General features: G+C 73.6%; 15 protein-coding genes and 1 pseudogene. 10 read left to right on the top strand and 6 right to left on the bottom strand.

The window, feature by feature from the left end; genetic code table 11:
- Nucleotides 1-59 precede the first annotated feature (59 nt).
- The 5 genes from aroH (at nucleotide 60) to der (ending at nucleotide 4637) form a co-directional block, all read left to right on the top strand.
- Nucleotides 60-422 (top strand): chorismate mutase, encoded by a 363-nt coding sequence (gene aroH / locus ACFYR0_RS13920; RefSeq protein ID WP_389326193.1) that lies wholly within the window; start codon nucleotides 60-62, stop codon nucleotides 420-422.
- On the top strand, nucleotides 419-1504 hold the full coding sequence (locus ACFYR0_RS13915; RefSeq protein ID WP_389326190.1) for a prephenate dehydrogenase: 1086 nt from the start codon (nucleotides 419-421) through the stop codon (nucleotides 1502-1504). The genes aroH and ACFYR0_RS13915 overlap by 4 nt, the downstream gene beginning before the upstream one ends.
- Before the next feature lie 191 nt (nucleotides 1505-1695).
- Nucleotides 1696-2382 carry a (d)CMP kinase gene (gene cmk / locus ACFYR0_RS13910; RefSeq protein ID WP_389326187.1) on the top strand — a complete coding sequence of 229 codons (687 nt, stop codon included), beginning with the start codon at nucleotides 1696-1698 and terminating at the stop codon, nucleotides 2380-2382.
- Complete coding sequence (locus tag ACFYR0_RS13905; RefSeq protein ID WP_389326185.1) at nucleotides 2379-3047, top strand: lysophospholipid acyltransferase family protein; 669 nt, start codon at nucleotides 2379-2381, stop codon at nucleotides 3045-3047. The genes cmk and ACFYR0_RS13905 overlap by 4 nt, the downstream gene beginning before the upstream one ends.
- Before the next feature lie 105 nt (nucleotides 3048-3152).
- A complete protein-coding gene (gene der, locus ACFYR0_RS13900) occupies nucleotides 3153-4637 on the top strand; it encodes a ribosome biogenesis GTPase Der (protein WP_389326182.1) in 1485 nt (494 codons plus the stop codon).
- A gap of 66 nt (nucleotides 4638-4703) precedes the next feature.
- Here der and ACFYR0_RS13895 read toward each other — a convergent pair whose 3' ends face one another.
- Both ACFYR0_RS13895 and ACFYR0_RS13890 read right to left on the bottom strand, forming a co-directional pair.
- The gene (locus tag ACFYR0_RS13895) at nucleotides 4704-5066 is read right to left on the bottom strand and encodes a hypothetical protein (RefSeq protein WP_389326179.1); all 363 of its coding nucleotides are present in this window, start codon (nucleotides 5064-5066) and stop codon (nucleotides 4704-4706) included.
- A gap of 142 nt (nucleotides 5067-5208) precedes the next feature.
- A complete protein-coding gene (locus tag ACFYR0_RS13890; RefSeq protein WP_386376959.1) occupies nucleotides 5209-5991 on the bottom strand; it encodes a hypothetical protein in 783 nt (260 codons plus the stop codon).
- 564 nt (nucleotides 5992-6555) lie between these two features.
- Here ACFYR0_RS13890 and ACFYR0_RS13885 point away from each other — a divergent pair.
- Entirely contained in the window at nucleotides 6556-7224 is a 669-nt protein-coding gene (locus ACFYR0_RS13885) for a transglycosylase family protein (RefSeq protein ID WP_389326176.1), read from the top strand.
- A gap of 139 nt (nucleotides 7225-7363) precedes the next feature.
- On the top strand, nucleotides 7364-7921 hold the full coding sequence (locus ACFYR0_RS13880) for a transglycosylase family protein (RefSeq protein WP_389326173.1): 558 nt from the start codon (nucleotides 7364-7366) through the stop codon (nucleotides 7919-7921).
- Between the two features lie 48 nt (nucleotides 7922-7969).
- Here the strand turns inward: ACFYR0_RS13880 and ACFYR0_RS13875 are convergent, their stop codons facing one another.
- From ACFYR0_RS13875 to ACFYR0_RS13865, 3 genes are read right to left on the bottom strand one after another with little or no spacing between them, the layout of a single operon-like run.
- A complete protein-coding gene (locus tag ACFYR0_RS13875) occupies nucleotides 7970-8632 on the bottom strand; it encodes an ATP-binding cassette domain-containing protein (RefSeq protein WP_389326170.1) in 663 nt (220 codons plus the stop codon).
- The gene (locus ACFYR0_RS13870; protein WP_389326168.1) at nucleotides 8629-11244 is read right to left on the bottom strand and encodes an ATP-binding cassette domain-containing protein; all 2616 of its coding nucleotides are present in this window, start codon (nucleotides 11242-11244) and stop codon (nucleotides 8629-8631) included. Before ACFYR0_RS13870 ends, ACFYR0_RS13875 begins: the two co-directional genes overlap by 4 nt.
- Nucleotides 11244-11735, bottom strand: coding sequence for a hypothetical protein (locus tag ACFYR0_RS13865; protein ID WP_389326165.1), 492 nt, complete (start codon nucleotides 11733-11735; stop codon nucleotides 11244-11246). Before ACFYR0_RS13865 ends, ACFYR0_RS13870 begins: the two co-directional genes overlap by 1 nt.
- A 136-nt stretch (nucleotides 11736-11871) precedes the next feature.
- Between ACFYR0_RS13865 and ACFYR0_RS13860 the strand changes: the two genes are divergently transcribed.
- Genes ACFYR0_RS13860 through ACFYR0_RS13850 form a run of 3 tightly spaced genes read left to right on the top strand, consistent with a single transcriptional unit; the run spans nucleotide 11872 to nucleotide 14806 of the window.
- Nucleotides 11872-12459 carry a hypothetical protein gene (locus ACFYR0_RS13860; RefSeq protein ID WP_389326162.1) on the top strand — a complete coding sequence of 196 codons (588 nt, stop codon included), beginning with the start codon at nucleotides 11872-11874 and terminating at the stop codon, nucleotides 12457-12459.
- Nucleotides 12428-13729 (top strand): ABC transporter substrate-binding protein, encoded by a 1302-nt coding sequence (locus ACFYR0_RS13855; RefSeq protein WP_389326159.1) that lies wholly within the window; start codon nucleotides 12428-12430, stop codon nucleotides 13727-13729. Before ACFYR0_RS13860 ends, ACFYR0_RS13855 begins: the two co-directional genes overlap by 32 nt.
- Before the next feature lie 24 nt (nucleotides 13730-13753).
- Entirely contained in the window at nucleotides 13754-14806 is a 1053-nt protein-coding gene (locus ACFYR0_RS13850) for a helix-turn-helix transcriptional regulator (RefSeq protein WP_389326156.1), read from the top strand.
- On the opposite strand, the pseudogene ctaD reads toward ACFYR0_RS13850, so the two are convergent.
- Nucleotides 14694-16376, bottom strand: a pseudogene (gene ctaD, locus ACFYR0_RS13845) (cytochrome c oxidase subunit I); the annotation flags it as partial. The gene ACFYR0_RS13850 and the pseudogene ctaD sit on opposite strands and share 113 nt — an antisense overlap.
- Nucleotides 16377-16669: the final 293 nt, after the last annotated feature.

The raw sequence follows: 16669 nt of genomic DNA, 5'->3' as shown, positions 1-16669 counted from the left end.
CGAGCTGACTACGCTGGTCAGGCCAACAGCACAGACGCAGACCAGCGAGGAGCAGCACCGTGGCGGTACGAGCGGTCCGGGGAGCCGTGCAACTGGAGCGGGACGAGGCCGGGCACATGGAGGAGCGGGTCGGCGCGCTGCTCACCGAGCTCCTCGAGCGCAACGGCCTGACCACCGAGGACCTGATCAGCATCTGGTTCACGGCCACGCCCGATCTGCACAGCGACTTCCCCGCGGTGGCCGCCCGCAAGCTGGGCATCGTCGACGTGCCGCTGATCTGCGCCCAGGAGCTGGAGGTCGAGGGGGCGATGCCCCGCGTCGTCCGGGTCCTCGCCCACATCGAATCCGACCGGCCGCGCGCCGACATCGCCCATGTGTACCTCGGTGCGGCCGCCGCCCTGCGTAAGGACATCGCCCAGTGAGGACCGCACTCGTCATAGGAACCGGGCTCATCGGCACCTCGGTGGCGCTGGCCCTCGTCCAGCGGGGCGTCACCGTCCATCTCGCCGACCACGACCCCGAGCAGGCCCGTACCGCGGCCGCGCTGGGGGCCGGCACCGACGAGGAGCCCGCCGGGCGGGTCGACCTCGCGGTGGTCGCGGCGCCGCCCGCGCACGTGGCCGGGGTGCTCGCCGACGCCATGCGCCGGGACGTGGCCTACGGCTATCTCGACGTGGCCAGCGTCAAGGGCGGCCCGCGCCGCGAGCTGGAGGAGCTGGGCCTGGACCTGTCGCGCTATCTCGGCACCCACCCGATGTCCGGCCGGGAGAAGTCGGGCCCGCTGGCCGCGACGGGCGACCTGTTCGAGGGCCGCCCCTGGGTGCTCACGCCCACCCGGGACACCGAGACCGAGGTGCTGAACCTGGCCCTGGAGCTGGTCTCGCACTGCCGTGCCGTCCCGGTCGTCATGGACGCCGACGCCCACGACCGTGCCGTCGCCCTCGTCTCGCACATGCCCCACCTGGTGTCCAGCATGGTCGCCGCGCGCCTGGAGAACGCCGAGGAGGCCGCCGTACGGCTGTCCGGGCAGGGCATCCGTGACGTGACCCGGATCGCGGGCTCGGACCCCAGGATGTGGATCGACATCCTCTCCGCGAACCCCGGGCCGGTCGCCGACCTGCTCGCGGACGTCTCCGCCGACCTCGGTGAGACGGTCCGTGCGCTGCGTGCCCTCGCGTCCTCCGACGAGGACAAGCGGCGCGAGGGCGCGGCCGGCATCGAGGACGTGCTGCGGCGCGGCAACGCCGGGCAGATAAGGGTCCCCGGCAAGCACGGCTCGGCGCCCCGGGTGTACGAGACGGTGGCGGTGCTCATCGACGACCAGCCCGGACAGCTGGCCCGGATCTTCGCCGACGCCGACCGGGCCGGGGTCAACATCGAGGACGTGCGCATCGAGCACGCGACCGGGCAGCAGGCGGGCCTGGTGCAGCTGATGGTGGAGCCGAAGGCCGCGCCGATGCTGACGGCGGCCCTGCGCGAGCGGGGCTGGTCGATCCGGCAGTAGGGCGTCCCCGCGGGGCCCGGGGGAAGGCTCCGGGCGCTGTCCGGGGCGGAGAGGAGCACACCGGAGGGACCCGCCGTACGGGGCCGGTCCCTCCGGCAGTCGGAGGGGTGTCGAAGGGCCGGTAACCTTGTGTGGGGCGTTCTGACGTCCCGCACCCCACCAGCCTCACCGCACCAGGAAGGTGTCCCTCCGTGGAAAACGGCGCCGCCCAGCCCGTGATTGTCGCCATCGACGGCCCCTCCGGCACCGGCAAGTCGAGCACCTCCAAGGCCGTGGCCGCCCAGCTGGGCCTCAGCTACCTGGACACCGGCGCCCAGTACCGGGCGATCACCTGGTGGATGGTGAGCAACGGGATCGACGTGGAGGACCCCACCGCGATCGCCGCGGTCGCGGGCAAGCCCGAGATCGTCTCCGGCACCGACCCGGACAAGCCCACGATCACCGTCGACGGCATCGACGTCGCCGGGCCGATCCGCACCCAGGAGGTCACCTCCCAGGTCAGCGCGGTCAGCGCGGTGCCCGAGGTCCGGTCCCGGATCACCGAGCTCCAGCGCTCCATCGCGGCCGGCGCGGAGCTCGGCATCGTGGTCGAGGGCCGGGACATCGGCACGACCGTGCTGCCCGACGCCGACCTGAAGATCTTCCTGACCGCCTCGGCGGAGGCCCGTGCCGCCCGCCGCAGCGGAGAGCTGAAGGATGCCGACGTGCACTCGACCCGCGAGGCGCTGCTGAAGCGCGACGCGGCCGACTCCAGCCGCACGACCTCGCCGCTGGCCAAGGCCGGCGACGCGGTCGAGGTCGACACCACCGACCTCACGCTGGCCCAGGTCATCGAGTGTGTCGTCACCCTCGTCGAGGAGAAGCGGGCCGGAGAGTGAGCCTTCCGTCCGAGCGGGCTGCCGGGATTCCGTCCGAGCAGGGCGCCGAGATCGGGCGCCGGATCGGCGTCGGCCTGATGTACGGGCTGTGGAAGCCGCGCGTGCTGGGCGCCTGGAAGGTGCCCGTGGCCGGACCGGTGATCTTCGCCGTCAACCACAGCCACAACATCGACGGCCCGATGGTCATGGGCGTGTGCCCGCGGCCCGTGCACTTCCTGATCAAGAAGGAGGCCTTCATCGGCCCCCTCGACCCCTTCCTGACCGGCATCGGCCAGCTGAAGGTGGACCGCGCGGCCGCCGACCGCACGGCGATCACCCAGGCCCTCGGCGTGCTCAGGAACGGCGGCGCCCTCGGCATCTTCCCGGAGGGCACCCGGGGCGAGGGCGACTTCGCCTCGCTGCGCGCCGGGCTCGCCTACTTCGCGGTCCGCGGCGACGCGCCGATCGTGCCGGTGGCCGTTATGGGAAGCGCCGAGCGCCGCGGACGGTTGATAAAGGCGCTGCCGCCGCTGCGCAGCCGCGTCGACGTCGTCTTCGGCGAGCCCTTCGACGCGGGCGACGGCAGCGGCCGCCGCACCCGCCGGGCGCTGGACGAGGCGACCGAGCGGATCCAGAAGCAGCTCACCGAGCACCTTCGGAGCGCCAGACGCCTGACCGGGCGCTAGCGACGAAAACGCCGGGCGCCCCACCGGGTGCTGGGCGAGACTGAGTAGTGGATCACCCGTGACGGGAGGTCCACCGATCACCACGATGAACGAGGTACGGACTTCATGAACGACCACATCCAGCCCGATGGCTCGGCCGAGCACGAGTACGACCACGGGGCGCTCGGCGACGCCGAGTACGCGGAGTTCATGGAGCTCGCCGTGGAGGAGGGCTTCGCCCTCGAGGACGTCGAGGGCGCCATCGAGGAGGCCGGGCACGGCCCGCTCCCGGTGCTCGCCGTCGTGGGCCGCCCGAACGTCGGCAAGTCGACCCTGGTGAACCGGATCATCGGCCGCCGCGAGGCCGTCGTCGAGGACAAGCCCGGCGTCACCCGCGACCGCGTCACCTACGAGGCCGAATGGGCCGGGCGCCGCTTCAAGGTCGTCGACACCGGCGGCTGGGAGCAGGACGTCTTCGGTATCGACGCCTCCGTGGCCGCGCAGGCCGAGTTCGCCATCGAGGCGGCCGACGCGGTGGTCTTCGTGGTGGACGCCAAGGTCGGCGCCACCGACACCGACGAGGCCGTCGTACGGCTGCTGCGCAAGGCGGGCAAGCCGGTGGTGCTGTGCGCCAACAAGGTCGACGGCCCGAGCGGTGAGGCCGACGCCACCTACCTGTGGTCGCTGGGCCTGGGCGAGCCGCACCCTGTGTCCGCGCTGCACGGCCGCGGCACCGGCGACATGCTGGACGCCGTCCTGGAGGCGCTGCCCGAGGCACCGGAGCAGAGCTTCGGCGGGGCGGGCGTGGGCGGTCCCCGGCGCATCGCGCTGATCGGGCGCCCGAACGTCGGCAAGTCCTCGCTGCTGAACAAGGTGGCCGGCGAGGAGCGCGTCGTCGTCAACGAAATCGCGGGCACCACCCGCGACCCGGTCGACGAGCTGATCGAACTGGGCGGCGTCACCTGGAAGTTCGTCGACACCGCCGGTATCCGCAAGCGCGTCCACCTCCAGCAGGGCGCCGACTACTACGCCTCGCTGCGCACCGCGGCCGCCGTCGAGAAGGCCGAGGTCGCCGTCATCCTGATCGACGCCGCCGAGAACATCTCGGTGCAGGACCAGCGCATCGTGACCATGGCCGTCGAGGCCGGGCGCGCGGTGGTCGTGGCCTTCAACAAGTGGGACACCCTCGACGAGGAGCGCCGCTACTACCTGGAGCGGGAGATCGAGACCGAGCTCGCCCAGATCGCCTGGGCGCCCCGGGTGAACGTCTCGGCGCGCACCGGCCGGCACATGGAGAAGCTGGTCCCGGCGATCGAGACGGCCCTCGCGGGCTGGGAGACGCGCGTCCCGACCGGCCGGCTGAACGCCTTCCTGGGCGAGCTGGTCGCGGCCCACCCGCACCCCGTCCGGGGCGGCAAGCAGCCGCGCATCCTCTTCGGCACCCAGGCCGGCACCAAGCCCCCGCGGTTCGTGCTCTTCGCATCCGGCTTCATCGAGGCGGGCTACCGGCGCTTCATCGAGCGCCGGCTGCGCGAGGAGTTCAGCTTCGAGGGCACGCCGATCCATATCTCCGTGCGGGTGCGCGAGAAGCGCGGCGCGAAGAAGAAGTGACCACGGCACGGACGTGACCACGGCACGAAGGGGCGGCCTCCCGTACGGGAGGCCGCCCCTTCCGCGTCAGTTCCCGCCGGTCCCCGGCGGCAGCGCGGCCGGCGCATGCGTCATCGTGCCGAGCTGCCCGACCCGCTGCCACTGTGACTGCTGTCCCGTGCCGTGCCGGGCGCTGCTCGCGCCCGCGCTGTAGGCGCTGTACGAGCTGCTGAACGTGCCCGGGTACGCCGCCGGGTGGCGCGTGCCGAACGCGGTGAAGCCCAGCTCCTCCTCGCCGCTGCGGTCGCCCGGCAGCGAGCGGAAGGTCTTGACGTACTCGGCGTAGAGCGCGTCGTAGATGGGCGTGGCCGAGGGCCCGCCGTCGTCCGCCGCTCGTGCGGACGGAATCGGCGGGGGAACCTGGCGGCGGGGGACGGAGTATGCGTGCACGTATGTCCAAACGACCGAGCCGTGGAAGAGATGCGCCGCGGAGCCGGCGTGAAGGGGGTGCGGGGCTGTGCCGGTGCGCGGCTCCGCCGCGCGGGCGCGAGCGGCCGCACGGGCCCCGCGGCCCCGACTCAGCAGGCGGGACTCACGTCCCCGCCAGCGGCAGCACGGCCCCGACCAGCTTTCCGTTGGCCGCGGCCTTGTCGAGCGCGTCGCGCAGCAGGTCCTCGCGGGGCTGCCGTCCGATGGACCCCACCGGCGCGGCGAACATCAGCACCTGCTGGTGCTTGTTCGCGGCGGCCCGCCAGCCCTCCGTCACCTGCAGCGGCTGGTGCGCCTGCCACCAGGCCACCGGCTGGCCGCCGTTCGGGCCGGGCTGGAGCACCGCGTGCAGCTGCCCCATGGCCAGCAGCACCGACCACCCGTGCTGCACCGGCGGCACCGAGGACAGCTCGGTGACCGGCATGAAGCCCTGCTCGATGAGCAGCGGCAGGAAGTCGTCGCCCAGGGCGTCGGAGCCGGGCCGCACGACCGGGCCGGTCGGCTCGACGACCAGGGCGGGGTGCAACTCCCCGGCGATCAGCATGAGTCCGCTGGTCACACCCAGGACGGCCTGCTCGGGAACGACCTTGTCGGGCTCCAGGTCGACGGTGTCACCGCTGATCGAGCGCACGGCCCCGCGCAGCTGCTCCTCGGTGACCTGGACGACCTGCGAGGGCAGACAGCCCGCGTGGGCGAAGGCCAGGACCGCGGTCTCGTCCCCGACGAACAGGACGGTGCTGGTGGGCTCCTGGTCCGAGTCGCCCGGGGTGCGGCAGGACGTGCAGTCGTAGCTGCCGGGGGCGTTGACTCCGGCGAGCAGCCGGTCTGCTTCTTCGTCGCCGATCTCGGCGCGTACCTCGTCACTGAGGTCGAGCATGCGCGGCACGGGTGGCTCCCTGGGGATGCGGGGTCGGGCGAGGCCGGGCGGCCTCATGAAGAAGACAACGGGGGAGTTGTGGCGGTGGTCACGCTGCTCGGCGAACGGAATCGAACCATCCGACGCGCAGGGTCACAATGCGCACGGAATCGGCCACTCATAGTCAAGTAAGTGAAAGGCGAAGGAACTTGAAGCGGTGAGCTGAGTCACAGATCGTCACGTGACCGGGTCGTTACCTGGTCGACAAGTCATGAAATCCAGCGACGAAGTGGACGGTCGCCCTGCGGTGATACCGCCGGTAACGGCCAACTGGCCTGGAATGACAAGAAGTTGGTTGATGTGGACTCGCCACGCTCCGTACATTCATCGGCCGTGTGCAACGAGCACCGCTCGGGTACGTCCGCCGATCAGCATCAGGCAAATACCGAACAGCGAGTACCGAGTTCCCCGCACCGGATGCGGAGAACGGGCAGTACGACCCCCCGTGGCGGACGGGTGGGACACGCGGAACGCGCCGACGCGCGGAAGCGTGCCCCGCTCCGGGGGACCCCGGGTCCGTAGAGAGGGATGCCCATGTCCGAATGTGCCGATACCAACCGCCCCACCTCCTCCCGTACGACACGCACGACGCGCACGACGGCGGCTCTCGCCGGGGCGGCCCTGCTGGCCCCCCTCGAGCTGCTGGCCGTGACCGGCGAGGCGCAGGCGGCGGACGGCGGAGTGTGGGACCGCATCGCCCAGTGCGAGAGCGGCGGCGACTGGCACATCAACACCGGGAACGGCTACTACGGCGGACTCCAGTTCTCCGCCGGCACCTGGAACGCCTACGGCGGCTCCGCCTACGCCCCGACCGCGGACGGCGCGAGCCGTGAGCAGCAGATCGCCGTGGCCACCCGGGTCCAGCAGGGCCAGGGCTGGGGCGCCTGGCCGACCTGTTCGGCGCGGGCCGGGGCGTACGGCGACGCCCCCGCGGCTCCGGCGGCCTCCTCGTCGGGCCAGGGCACTTCCGGCACCCCGAGCACCCCGGAGGCGGACCCCGCCCCCGCAGAGGCGCCCGCGCGCACCGTGAACCACACCGACCGGTCCGCCTCCCGCGGGGACTACACGGTCCGCCGCGGTGACACGCTGAGCTCCGTCGCCGCCCGGCACGGCACCGACTGGCGGACGCTGTACGCCGCCAACAAGGCCGTCATCGGAGCCGACCCCGATCTGATCCTGCCCGGCCTGCGCCTCGACGTCTGAGCCGCCGCGGACCGGCCCCCAGGCCCCACCCGCGGCCCCCGTCCACGAGGCCCCGCCCGGTCCGCCGACCGGGTGGGGCCCCGCCCGTCCCTGGCGCGGCTCGGACGGCCTGGCGCGCCCCGCTGCTTAGCGTGGCCCGATGCCGCACCCGCGCTCCGTCGTGCTCGCCGCCCTCGCCCTGTTCGCCGTCCTCACCCCGGCCGCCGCCGAGGCCGCGCCGCTGTCCCGCCCGCCGGACACCGCCGTCGCCCGCGCGCCCTACGCCTGCGCGGACGACGAGTGGCCCTGGGGCTGCATCGCCGAGTGCGAGAGCAGCGGCCGCTGGCACATCAACACCGGCAACGGCTACTACGGGGGGCTCCAGTTCTGGCAGCCCACCTGGGAGGCGTACGGCGGCCTCAAGTACGCCCGCCGCGCCGACCTCGCCACCCGGGCCCAGCAGATCGCCGTGGCCCGCGAGGTGCTCGCGTGGCAGGGCTGGCAGGCCTGGCCCGCGTGCTCCCGCAAGTACGGGCTCTCCGGCCGGATGCACACCGTCAGGTCCGGCGACACCCTCTTCGCGCTCGCCCGCAAGTACGGCGTCAAGGGCGGCTGGCGCGGGCTCTACACGGCCAACACCAAGGTTCTCGGAAGCCATCCGGACCTGCTGCGGATCGGCATGCTGCTGGTCATCCCGAAGGGCTCGTCGGCCCGGTAGGGGACCGGCAGGCCACCTCCCCCGGGCGTCCCCGGCCGCCGGGCCGGGTCACCCCCCGGCCCGGCCCGCCGCCCCGCCCCGCCACTCCGCCGCCTCCCCGGCGAACACGACCGCGCCCCGCCGCAGTTCGTAGACGAACGCCCCGGTGCCGTGCAGGGCGGCCGGCAGCCGCTGTTCGGCGATCACCACGCACGCGTCCAGCCCCGCCAGCAGTGCGTAGGTGCGGGCCGCGACCCCGGGCGACATGCCCTGGGCGGGCTCGTCCACCAGCACCACGCGCGCGTGGGCGAGCAGCGCGCGGGCCAGGGCCAGCATCCGCTGCTCCCCGCCGGACAGGGTGCCCGCGGGCCGGTCCAGGAGCGGGGCGAGCGGCGGATAGGCCGTCAGGGCGGGCCTGTGGTCCGGGGCGGTGAGCTCCAGGTTCTCCCGGACCGTCAGGGAGCCGAAGACGGCCCGGCGTTCGGGCACCAGGCACAGGCCGGCGCGGGCCCTGCGGTGCGCGGGCGTCCGGGTCACGTCCGCGCCGTCCCAGACGACCGCCCCGCCCGCCAGCGGCACGGTCCCGGCCAGCGCCCGCAGCACCGTCGTCCGGCCCGAGCCGTTGCGGCCCAGCAGCACGGTCAGGCCGGGGGAGGGGGCGGCCAGGGTCACGCCGTGCAGGGCCTCCAGGGGGCCGTAGCGCACGCGCGCGTGGCGCAGGGACATCGTCATGCGCCCACCTCGCGCGCGTGCAGGACGCTGCCGGGCGGGCCGTCGGCGACGATCCGGCCCGCCGCCATCACATGCACCACGTCGGCCAGGTCCGCCACCAGGTCGAGGTCGTGCTCGACGACGAGCAGTGCGGTGCCGTCGGCGGCCAGGGCGGCGAGCACCTCGGCCATGGCGGCGACCTCCGCGGTGTCCAGACCGGCCGCCGGTTCGTCGAGGAGGAGCACGCGCGGACCCGTGGCGAGCGCACGGGCGAGTTCCACCCGGCGCAGCGTGCCCGTGGGGAGGCCGGCGGCCGGCCGGTCGCGCACCGCGTCGAGCCCGAAGAGGGCCAGCGCCCGTTCCGTCGCGCCCGTGCCGCCGCGGCCCTGTTCGGCGCCCACCCGGACGTTCTCGGCCACGGTGAGCGAGGGGAACACCGCGAGCCGCTGGAAGGAGCGGGCGACGCCCAGGCGGCTGCGCGCGTGCGCGGGGAGCGCGGTGATGTCCCGCCCGTCGAGCAGCACCCTGCCGCGCGCGGGGCGCACGGTTCCCGCGAGACAGTCGAACAGGGTGCTCTTGCCCGCGCCGTTGGGGCCCACCACCGCCGTGACCCGGCCGGTGCGCACCTCCAGGCCGACACCGCTGAGCGCGGCGAAGCCGCCGTAGCGCACATGAAGGCCGCGGGCGGTCAGCAGGGGTGCGCCGGGGGCGCGGCGGCGGACGGGGGCCCGCGGGGCGGGCGCCGCCGGCCGGGCGGGCGGGAGTCCGCGGGCGGGCGGGCTCCCGCGCAGGCGCGCCCGGACCCGCTGCCCCGCCGGGGTCAGCCGGGTCCGGCGCCCGGGCCGCAGCCGTGCCGCGGCCGAGCGCAGCGCCTCGTAGGGGCCCGACGGGAAGCGGCCCACCAGAGCCGCCATGACGCCGATCAGGGCCGCGGCCACACCGCCCCGGGCGCCCGCGTCCAGGCCGACCAGAAGGGCCGCGGCGGCCAGGGCGCCGAGCGTGCTGTCGGCGCCGAGGACGACGACCGCGGCGAACCAGAGCAGGCTGCGCACGGGGTCGTAGGCGGCGGGGTCGAAGGCGCGCAGGCCCATCCCGAGCAGGGCGCCGCCGAGCGCGGCCAGGGCGGCGCCCGCCACGAACGCCAGCAGTTTCAGGGACGGCACCGCCACGCCCGCCGCCGACGCGCCCGCCTCGTGGTCGCGCATGGCCGCCAGGGCCCGGCCGGTGCGGCCCCGGCGCAGGACGTGCACCGCCCCCAGCGCCGCCGCGAGCAGCACCAGCTCCAGGACGTAGTACGCCCGGTCCCCGTCGAAACCGGCCGGGCGGTCCAGCGACAGGCCGTGCGTCGCGTACGGCTGGGCGAAGACGAACCGGCTCACCGCGACGCCCACCGCGAAGGTCGCCAGGGCCAGCGCGAGACCGCGGCGGCCGATCGCGGGCCAGCCGGTCAGCAGGCCGAGCGGGGCGACCAGGAGCACGGCCACCGCCAGGGCGGCGGGCTCGGGCAGCTGCGGCAGCCCGGGGAAGCGCCCGGCCGCGAGCAGCGCGGTGAACAGGGCGCCCAGACCGGCGTAGGCCGCCTGGCCCAGGGAGATCTGGCCGCCCCGGCCCGTCACCACCACCAGCGACAGCAGCACCACCGCCAGCGCCGGGACCTGCACCGCGGTGTGCAGGTCGGAGCCCGCGAAGCCCAGGGGCAGCAGGAAGAGGACCAGCACCACCGGCCAGGCGCCGGGCGGGGTCGCAGCCCGGGGCCTCGCCGGGCGCGGCAGCGCGTCGCGGGTGCCCACGCCCGGCAGCACCAGCGCGGCCACCAGCAGCGCGAGTACGAACAGGTTCGCGCCCACCGCCTGGAGCAGCGGCTCGCCCCAGCCCTCGGGATGCAGCCGCGTCAGCTGGCTCTGCGCCACCCCGATGCCGAGCGCCACCACGACCGCCACCGGCAGACTGCGCATCCGCGCGGCCACCGCGACCGCCACCACCTCCATCACCAGCAGCGGCATCCCGTACGGGTCGAGACGCACGTACGGCGCCAGCAGGACGCCCGTCAGACCGGCCGTGAACGCGCCGAACGCCCAGCCCGCAGCCGCCACCCGGTCCGCGTCGACGCCCCCCAGCACGGCGAGCGGGCGGTCGTCCACCACCGCCCGCAGCTCCCGGCCGAACCGGGTCCAGCGGATCAGCGCGCCGAGGCCCGCCGCGAGCAGCAGCACCACCGCGAGCCGGCCCCAGGGATCCGCCGACACCAGCTCCGGGGCGTCGTCCCGCGCACCCTGGCCCCACAGCAGCGCCGAGCCGCCCACCAGCAGCACGAACACGCCGATCGACGCCACCAGGGTCTGCGCCGGGTCGCCGCCGAGCACCGACAGCGGCCGGAACACGAAACGCTCCAGCACGACCCCGATGCCCGGCGCCACCACCAGCAGCGTCACCACCGCCCCGAGCCACAGCGGCCAGCCCCACTCAACCACGCAGTTCCGCAGCACGTACGCGCAGACCACAGCGATCGCCCCGTGGGCGAGGTTCAGCACGCCCGTCGCCCGGTACGTCGCGATCAGCCCGATCCCGGTGAGCGCGGCCGCGGTGCCCACCGACAGGCCAGCCAGGGTGAGGTCCCAGGTCAGGGAGGACATCAGGTCTCCGCGGGGGCGGGTTCGCAGATCGGGCAGGGACCCAGCCCACCGTCCGCGAGCAGGGCCGTGTCCACCGGCACGGCCTCCGCCCGGCCCGCCACCAGCGGGCAGTCCGCGCGGTGGAACAGCGTGCCGCCCGGCACCGTCACCAGACTGTCCGACACCGCCACCGGGCCCGCGACGGCCCCCGCCCGCTCCCCGTCCTCGTCGTTCTCCTCGGCCGTCAGCAGCGCGTACAGCTCCGCCACGCGCGCGGCGGCGAGCGCGTCCCGGCCGTGGGCCAGCAGGACCGCGCCCGCGACGATCAGGGCGGCCCCCGGGATCGTGCAGGAGGCGAGGTAGGGCAGCTGGCGTTCCGCGAACCGTTCGCCCGAGATGCCGTACCAGCCGATGACGCACAGCACCGCGCCCGCCGCGAGGGCGGCCCAGCCGCCCCACAGGACGGGGTGCGCGGTCGCGGTCCACGGCCTGGGTGTCCCCAAACTCGGCATCGAAGGCTCCCCCACACGACGTGTCGGCGGCACGGCTGTATCCAAGTCATCCGATTTCTTGCACTATGCCTTGTGGAAGCCGACCCTGAAAGAACCGGGCGCTCACGGCCCGGACCGACACCCGGCGGTGAGCCAGATGGTTCTCGGGAGCGACCTCATCAGGTGGGGCACGGCACGGCGCGGGCGCGTGCGGGCGACGGCCCTGGCGGCCGCCCTGGCCCTGTTCCTCGCCCCGGCCCTCGCCGCGTGCAGCGACGACGAGGGCGGCGGCGGCACGACCAGCCCTCCCGTACCGAGCGTTCAGACACCGAGCGTCCTCCCGACGACGAGCGAGCCCGTCGCCGGGCAGCCCGCCGACCCGCAGGCGGCCGAAGCGGAGATCAAGGCCAACTGGGCGAAGTTCTTCGACCCGAAGACCGCCCCCGAGGACAAGCTGGCCGTCCTGGAGAACGGCGAGCGGATGGCCCCGGTGCTCCAGGCGTTCAGCGGCGACGAACGCGGCGGCCAGGTCCAGGCGGTGGTGGAGGAGGTCGCGTTCACCTCGCCGGCCGACGCGAACGTGACGTACAGCCTCACCCTCCAGGGGCAGACCGCGCTGCCCGGCGCCGCGGGCACGGCCGTCGAGGAGGACGGCACCTGGAAGGTGTCCGCCAAGACCCTGTGCGCGCTGGTGCAGCTGAGCCGGACCGGCAGTGCGACCCAGTCGCCGATCCCGGGCTGCTGAGGCCGCCGCCGCGGCGCTGCTGACCCTGCTCGCCGCCGCGTGCGGCAGCAGGCTGCCGGAGAGCGACTTCGAGCACCGCGACCGCGGCGGTGGCGGGACACCGCCGGCCGGCGCCGCCCCGATCCGCGTCGGCATCGTCACCAGCGCCACCAGCCCCGTCGGCGGCACCGCGTTCACCGGACCGCGCGACGGCGCCAAGGCCTGGTTCGACCGGCTCAACGCGCGCGGCGGCATCGACGGCCGCCGCGTGGAGGTCACCGAGTGCGACGACGGCGGCAGCGGTGTCGGCAACAACGAGTGCGTGCACCGGCTCATCGACGAGGACCGGGTGGTCGCCCTGGTCGCCACCACCGCCCTGGACTACGCGGGCGCCTCCCGGGTCTCCGCCGCGGGCGTGCCCGACATCGGGGGCCAGCCCGTGGGCGCCGCCTACGACACCTGGCCGCACCTGTACGGGATCTACGGCAGTCTCGCGCCACGCGCGGGCACTCCCGGCTGGGACGGCAGGCTGTACGGCGGCACCGAGATCTACCGCTACTTCAGACGCGAGCACGGCGCCCGCACCGCCGCCGTCGTCTCCTACAACCAGGCCGCCTCCGCCTCCTACGCCCGCCTCGTCGAGCGCGGCCTGAGGGCCGAGGGCTACAAGGTCGTCACCGAGCAGGTCGACTTCGCGCTGCCCAACTTCCGCGCGGTCGCGGCCGACCTGAAGGAACAGGGCGCCGACCTCGTCTTCGACGCCATCGACGGCCATGGCAACGCCCGGCTCTGCGCGGCCATGGACGACGTCGGCGCCCGTGTCACCGCCAAGGTCACCAACGTGCAGAACTGGACCTCCGCCGTCGCCGAGGACTACGAGGACGCGCCGCGCTGCCGCAACGCCCTGTGGGCCACCGGCTCCAGCCGCAACTTCGAGGACACGTCCCTCGCGCCCGTACGGGAGTTCCGCGAGGCGACCAAAGGCCTGCCGACGCACTCCCAGTGGCAGCTGGAGGGCTGGGCCGCCGCCCGGTGGTTCACCGAGGCGGCGACGGCCTGCGCCGAGGAGGGCGTCACGCGCGCGTGCGTCGACGGCTTCATGAACCGCAGCGAGGGATACACCGCCGGCGGACTGCTGCTGCCCGTGACCTTCGCGCGCCTCGCCGAGCCGCCGGCGACCCGCCGCACCTGTCTGTCCGTGGCGCGCTGGAAGGACGGCTCGGGCTGGGTCACCCAGGCAGACATGAACGACACCTGCTTCGTGGTGCCCCAACTGCCCTACGAGCCCTGAGCGGACCTGCGCCAGACTGTCACCATGCTGGAGACCTCGGCCCGACTGCTGCGCCTGCTCTCGCTCCTCCAGGCCCACCGCGAGTGGTCCGGGGCGGAGCTCGCCGACCGGCTCGGCGTCACCGCGCGCACCGTGCGCCGGGACGTGGACCGGCTGCGCGAACTGGGCTACCCCGTCAACGCCAGCCCCGGCACCGGAGGCGGCTACCAACTGGGCGCCGGGGCCGAACTGCCGCCCCTGCTGCTGGACGACGACGAGGCCGTCGCCGTCGCGGTCGGCCTGCGCACCGCCGCCGGACAGGGCGTCGAAGGCATCGGCGAGTCCTCGGTGCGCGCCCTGGCCAAGCTGGAACAGGTCCTGCCGCACCGGCTGCGCCGCCGGGTGGGCGCGCTCAACGCCTTCACCGTGCCGATGCTCCGGGGCACCGGCCCAGAGGCCGTCGACCCCACGCTGCTGACCGAACTGGCCGGGCTGTGCCGCGACGCCGAACGGCTGCGCTTCGAGTACGAGGACCACGGCGGCGCACCCACCCGCCGCATGGTCGAGCCGCACCGGCTGGTGTGCTCCGAGCGGCGCTGGTACCTGGTCGCCTGGGACCTCGACCGGGAGGACTGGCGCACCTTCCGCGCCGACCGCATCCGCCCCCGGCCGCCGCACGGCCCCCGCTTCGTCCCGCGCGAACCGCCCGCCGAGGACCTCGCCGCGTACGTCTCCCGGGGCGTCTCCACGCGCGCGTACGCCTCGCAGGCGGTCGTGCGGCTGCTGGTGCCCCTGGAGAAGGCCGCGCAGCACGTCTCGCCCACGGCCGGGGTGCTGGAGCCGGAGCCCGCCGGGACCGGGGACACCTGCCTGCTGCGCACGGGCGCCGCGAGCCTGGACGTGATGGTCGTGCACGTGATGATGCTGGGCCTCGAGTTCGAGGTGCTGGAGCCCGCCGGGCTGACCGACTCGATCAGGACGGCAAGGGACCGGCTGAGCCGTGCTCTTGAACGGGGTGGTGCTGCGCCTGCGCCGCGTACCGCGGGTAGTGCAGATCGAACGCCGGGGAGTCCGAGCGGACCCGGGGAAGGGTGCTGAAGTTGTGCCGCGGCGGCGGGCAGGAGGTCGCCCACTCCAGCGAGCGGCCGTAGCCCCAGGGATCGTCGACCCCGACCTTCTCCGCGTACCGCGCGGTCCGCCACACGTTGTAGAGGAACGGCAGCGTAGACAGGCCGAGCAGGAAGGCGCCGATCGTGGAGACGGTGTTGAGCGCGGTGAAGCCGTCGGCCGCCAGATAGTCGGCGTACCGGCGCGGCATGCCCTCGGCGCCCAGCCAGTGCTGGACCAGGAACGTGGTGTGGAAGCCCACGAACAGCATCCAGAACTGCATCTTGCCGAGCCGCTCGTCGAGCATCCGCCCCGTGAACTTGGGCCACCAGAAGTAGAACCCGGCGAAGATCGCGAAGACGACCGTGCCGAACACGACGTAGTGGAAGTGCGCGACCACGAAGTACGAGTCGGTGACATGGAAGTCCATCGGCGGCGACGCCAGGATCACCCCGGTCAGCCCGCCGAACAGGAACGTCACCAGGAAGCCCGCCGCCCACAGCATCGGCGTCTCGAAGGACAGCGAGCCCTGCAGCATGGTGCCGGTCCAGTTGAAGAACTTCACGCCCGTCGGCACGGCGATCAGGAAGCTCATGAAGGAGAAGTACGGCAGCAGCACCGCGCCCGTGGCGAACATGTGGTGCGCCCACACCACCACCGAGAGCCCGGTGATCGCCATGGTGGCGCCGATCAGGGCCGTGTAGCCGAAGATCGGCTTGCGGCTGAAGACCGGGATGATCTCGGTGATGATGCCGAAGAACGGCAGCGCGATGATGTACACCTCGGGATGCCCGAAGAACCAGAACAGGTGCTGCCACAGCAGCGCGCCGCCGTTGGCCGCGTCGAAGATGTGGCTGCCGAAGCGGCGGTCCGACTCCAGGCACAGCAGCGCCGCCGCGAGCACCGGGAACGCCATCAGGATCAGGACCGACGTGAACAGCGTGTTCCAGGTGAAGATCGGCATCCGGAACATGGTCATGCCGGGCGCGCGCATCCCGATGATCGTCGCGACGAAGTTGACCGCGCCGAGGATCGTGCCGAAGCCGGCCAGTGCCAGCCCCATGATCCACAGGTCGGGTCCGACGCCGGGCGAGCGCTCCAGGCTGTTGAGCGGCGCGTAGGCGAACCAGCCGAAGGCGGCCGGCCCGTCCGGCGTCAGCAGCGAGCCCAGCACGATCAGGCCGCCGAACAGGAACAGCCAGAACGACAGCATGTTCAGCCGTGGGAACGCCACGTCGGGTGCGCCGATCTGCAACGGCATCAGCTCGTTGGCGAACCCGGCGAAGCTGGGTGTGGCGAACAGCAGCAGCATGATCGTGCCGTGCAGGGTGAACAGCTGGTTGAACTCCTGGTTGGACACCAGCTGGAGTCCCGGTCGGGCCAGCTCGGCGCGCATCAGCAGCGCCATCACCCCGCCGACCAGGAAGAACACGAACGCCGTGATCAGATACAGATGGCCGATCTTCTTGTGGTCCGTGGTGGTCAGCCAGTCCACCAGTACCCGCCCGCGTCGCTTGCGGTGCACGGGTTCCGCCGCGGCCCTCACGGTCTGCGTCCCCATCGCTGGCTCGCCCCTTCGCTCGTCGCCCAGGGCCGCCGCGGCCGTGCATTTCGTCCGTGCTTGCGATGCCTCGCGCGTCCGTCCGGAATCGGAATGGAATGGGTCCGCAGACAGTCCTCGTGGCACTTTCCGCCGAGTAATTCCGCGAGGCCCGGCGACACGCGGGAATTTCGTTCGAATGCCTGCGGAAGGGTTACGGAAGCCGTCGTCCGTGTGACGGAGTTCGGCCGAAACCCGTGTGGTGATCTTGTGACAGAAGCGTGACCGGGCGGGGACCGTCACGCCCCGTGGCC

The organism is Streptomyces sp. NPDC005017, from assembly GCF_042873115.1.
Taxonomy (GTDB): domain Bacteria; phylum Actinomycetota; class Actinomycetes; order Streptomycetales; family Streptomycetaceae; genus Streptomyces.
Note: the sequence above shows the minus strand (reverse complement) of the source record. Positions and strands in the feature narration are given on the sequence as shown.

Bases quoted from the DNA above. Each gene is read 5' to 3' on its own strand.
- ACFYR0_RS13885 (WP_389326176.1), top strand. From the start codon at position 6,556: ATGTCCGAATGTGCCGATACCAACCGCCCCACCTCCTCCCGTACGACA.
- der (WP_389326182.1), top strand. From the start codon at position 3,153: ATGAACGACCACATCCAGCCCGATGGCTCGGCCGAGCACGAGTACGAC.
- ACFYR0_RS13850 (WP_389326156.1), top strand. From the start codon at position 13,754: ATGCTGGAGACCTCGGCCCGACTGCTGCGCCTGCTCTCGCTCCTCCAG.
- ACFYR0_RS13860 (WP_389326162.1), top strand. From the start codon at position 11,872: ATGGTTCTCGGGAGCGACCTCATCAGGTGGGGCACGGCACGGCGCGGG.
- ACFYR0_RS13870 (WP_389326168.1), bottom strand. From the start codon at position 11,244: ATGTCCTCCCTGACCTGGGACCTCACCCTGGCTGGCCTGTCGGTGGGC.
- ACFYR0_RS13875 (WP_389326170.1), bottom strand. From the start codon at position 8,632: ATGACGATGTCCCTGCGCCACGCGCGCGTGCGCTACGGCCCCCTGGAG.
- ACFYR0_RS13880 (WP_389326173.1), top strand. From the start codon at position 7,364: ATGCCGCACCCGCGCTCCGTCGTGCTCGCCGCCCTCGCCCTGTTCGCC.
- ACFYR0_RS13865 (WP_389326165.1), bottom strand. From the start codon at position 11,735: ATGCCGAGTTTGGGGACACCCAGGCCGTGGACCGCGACCGCGCACCCC.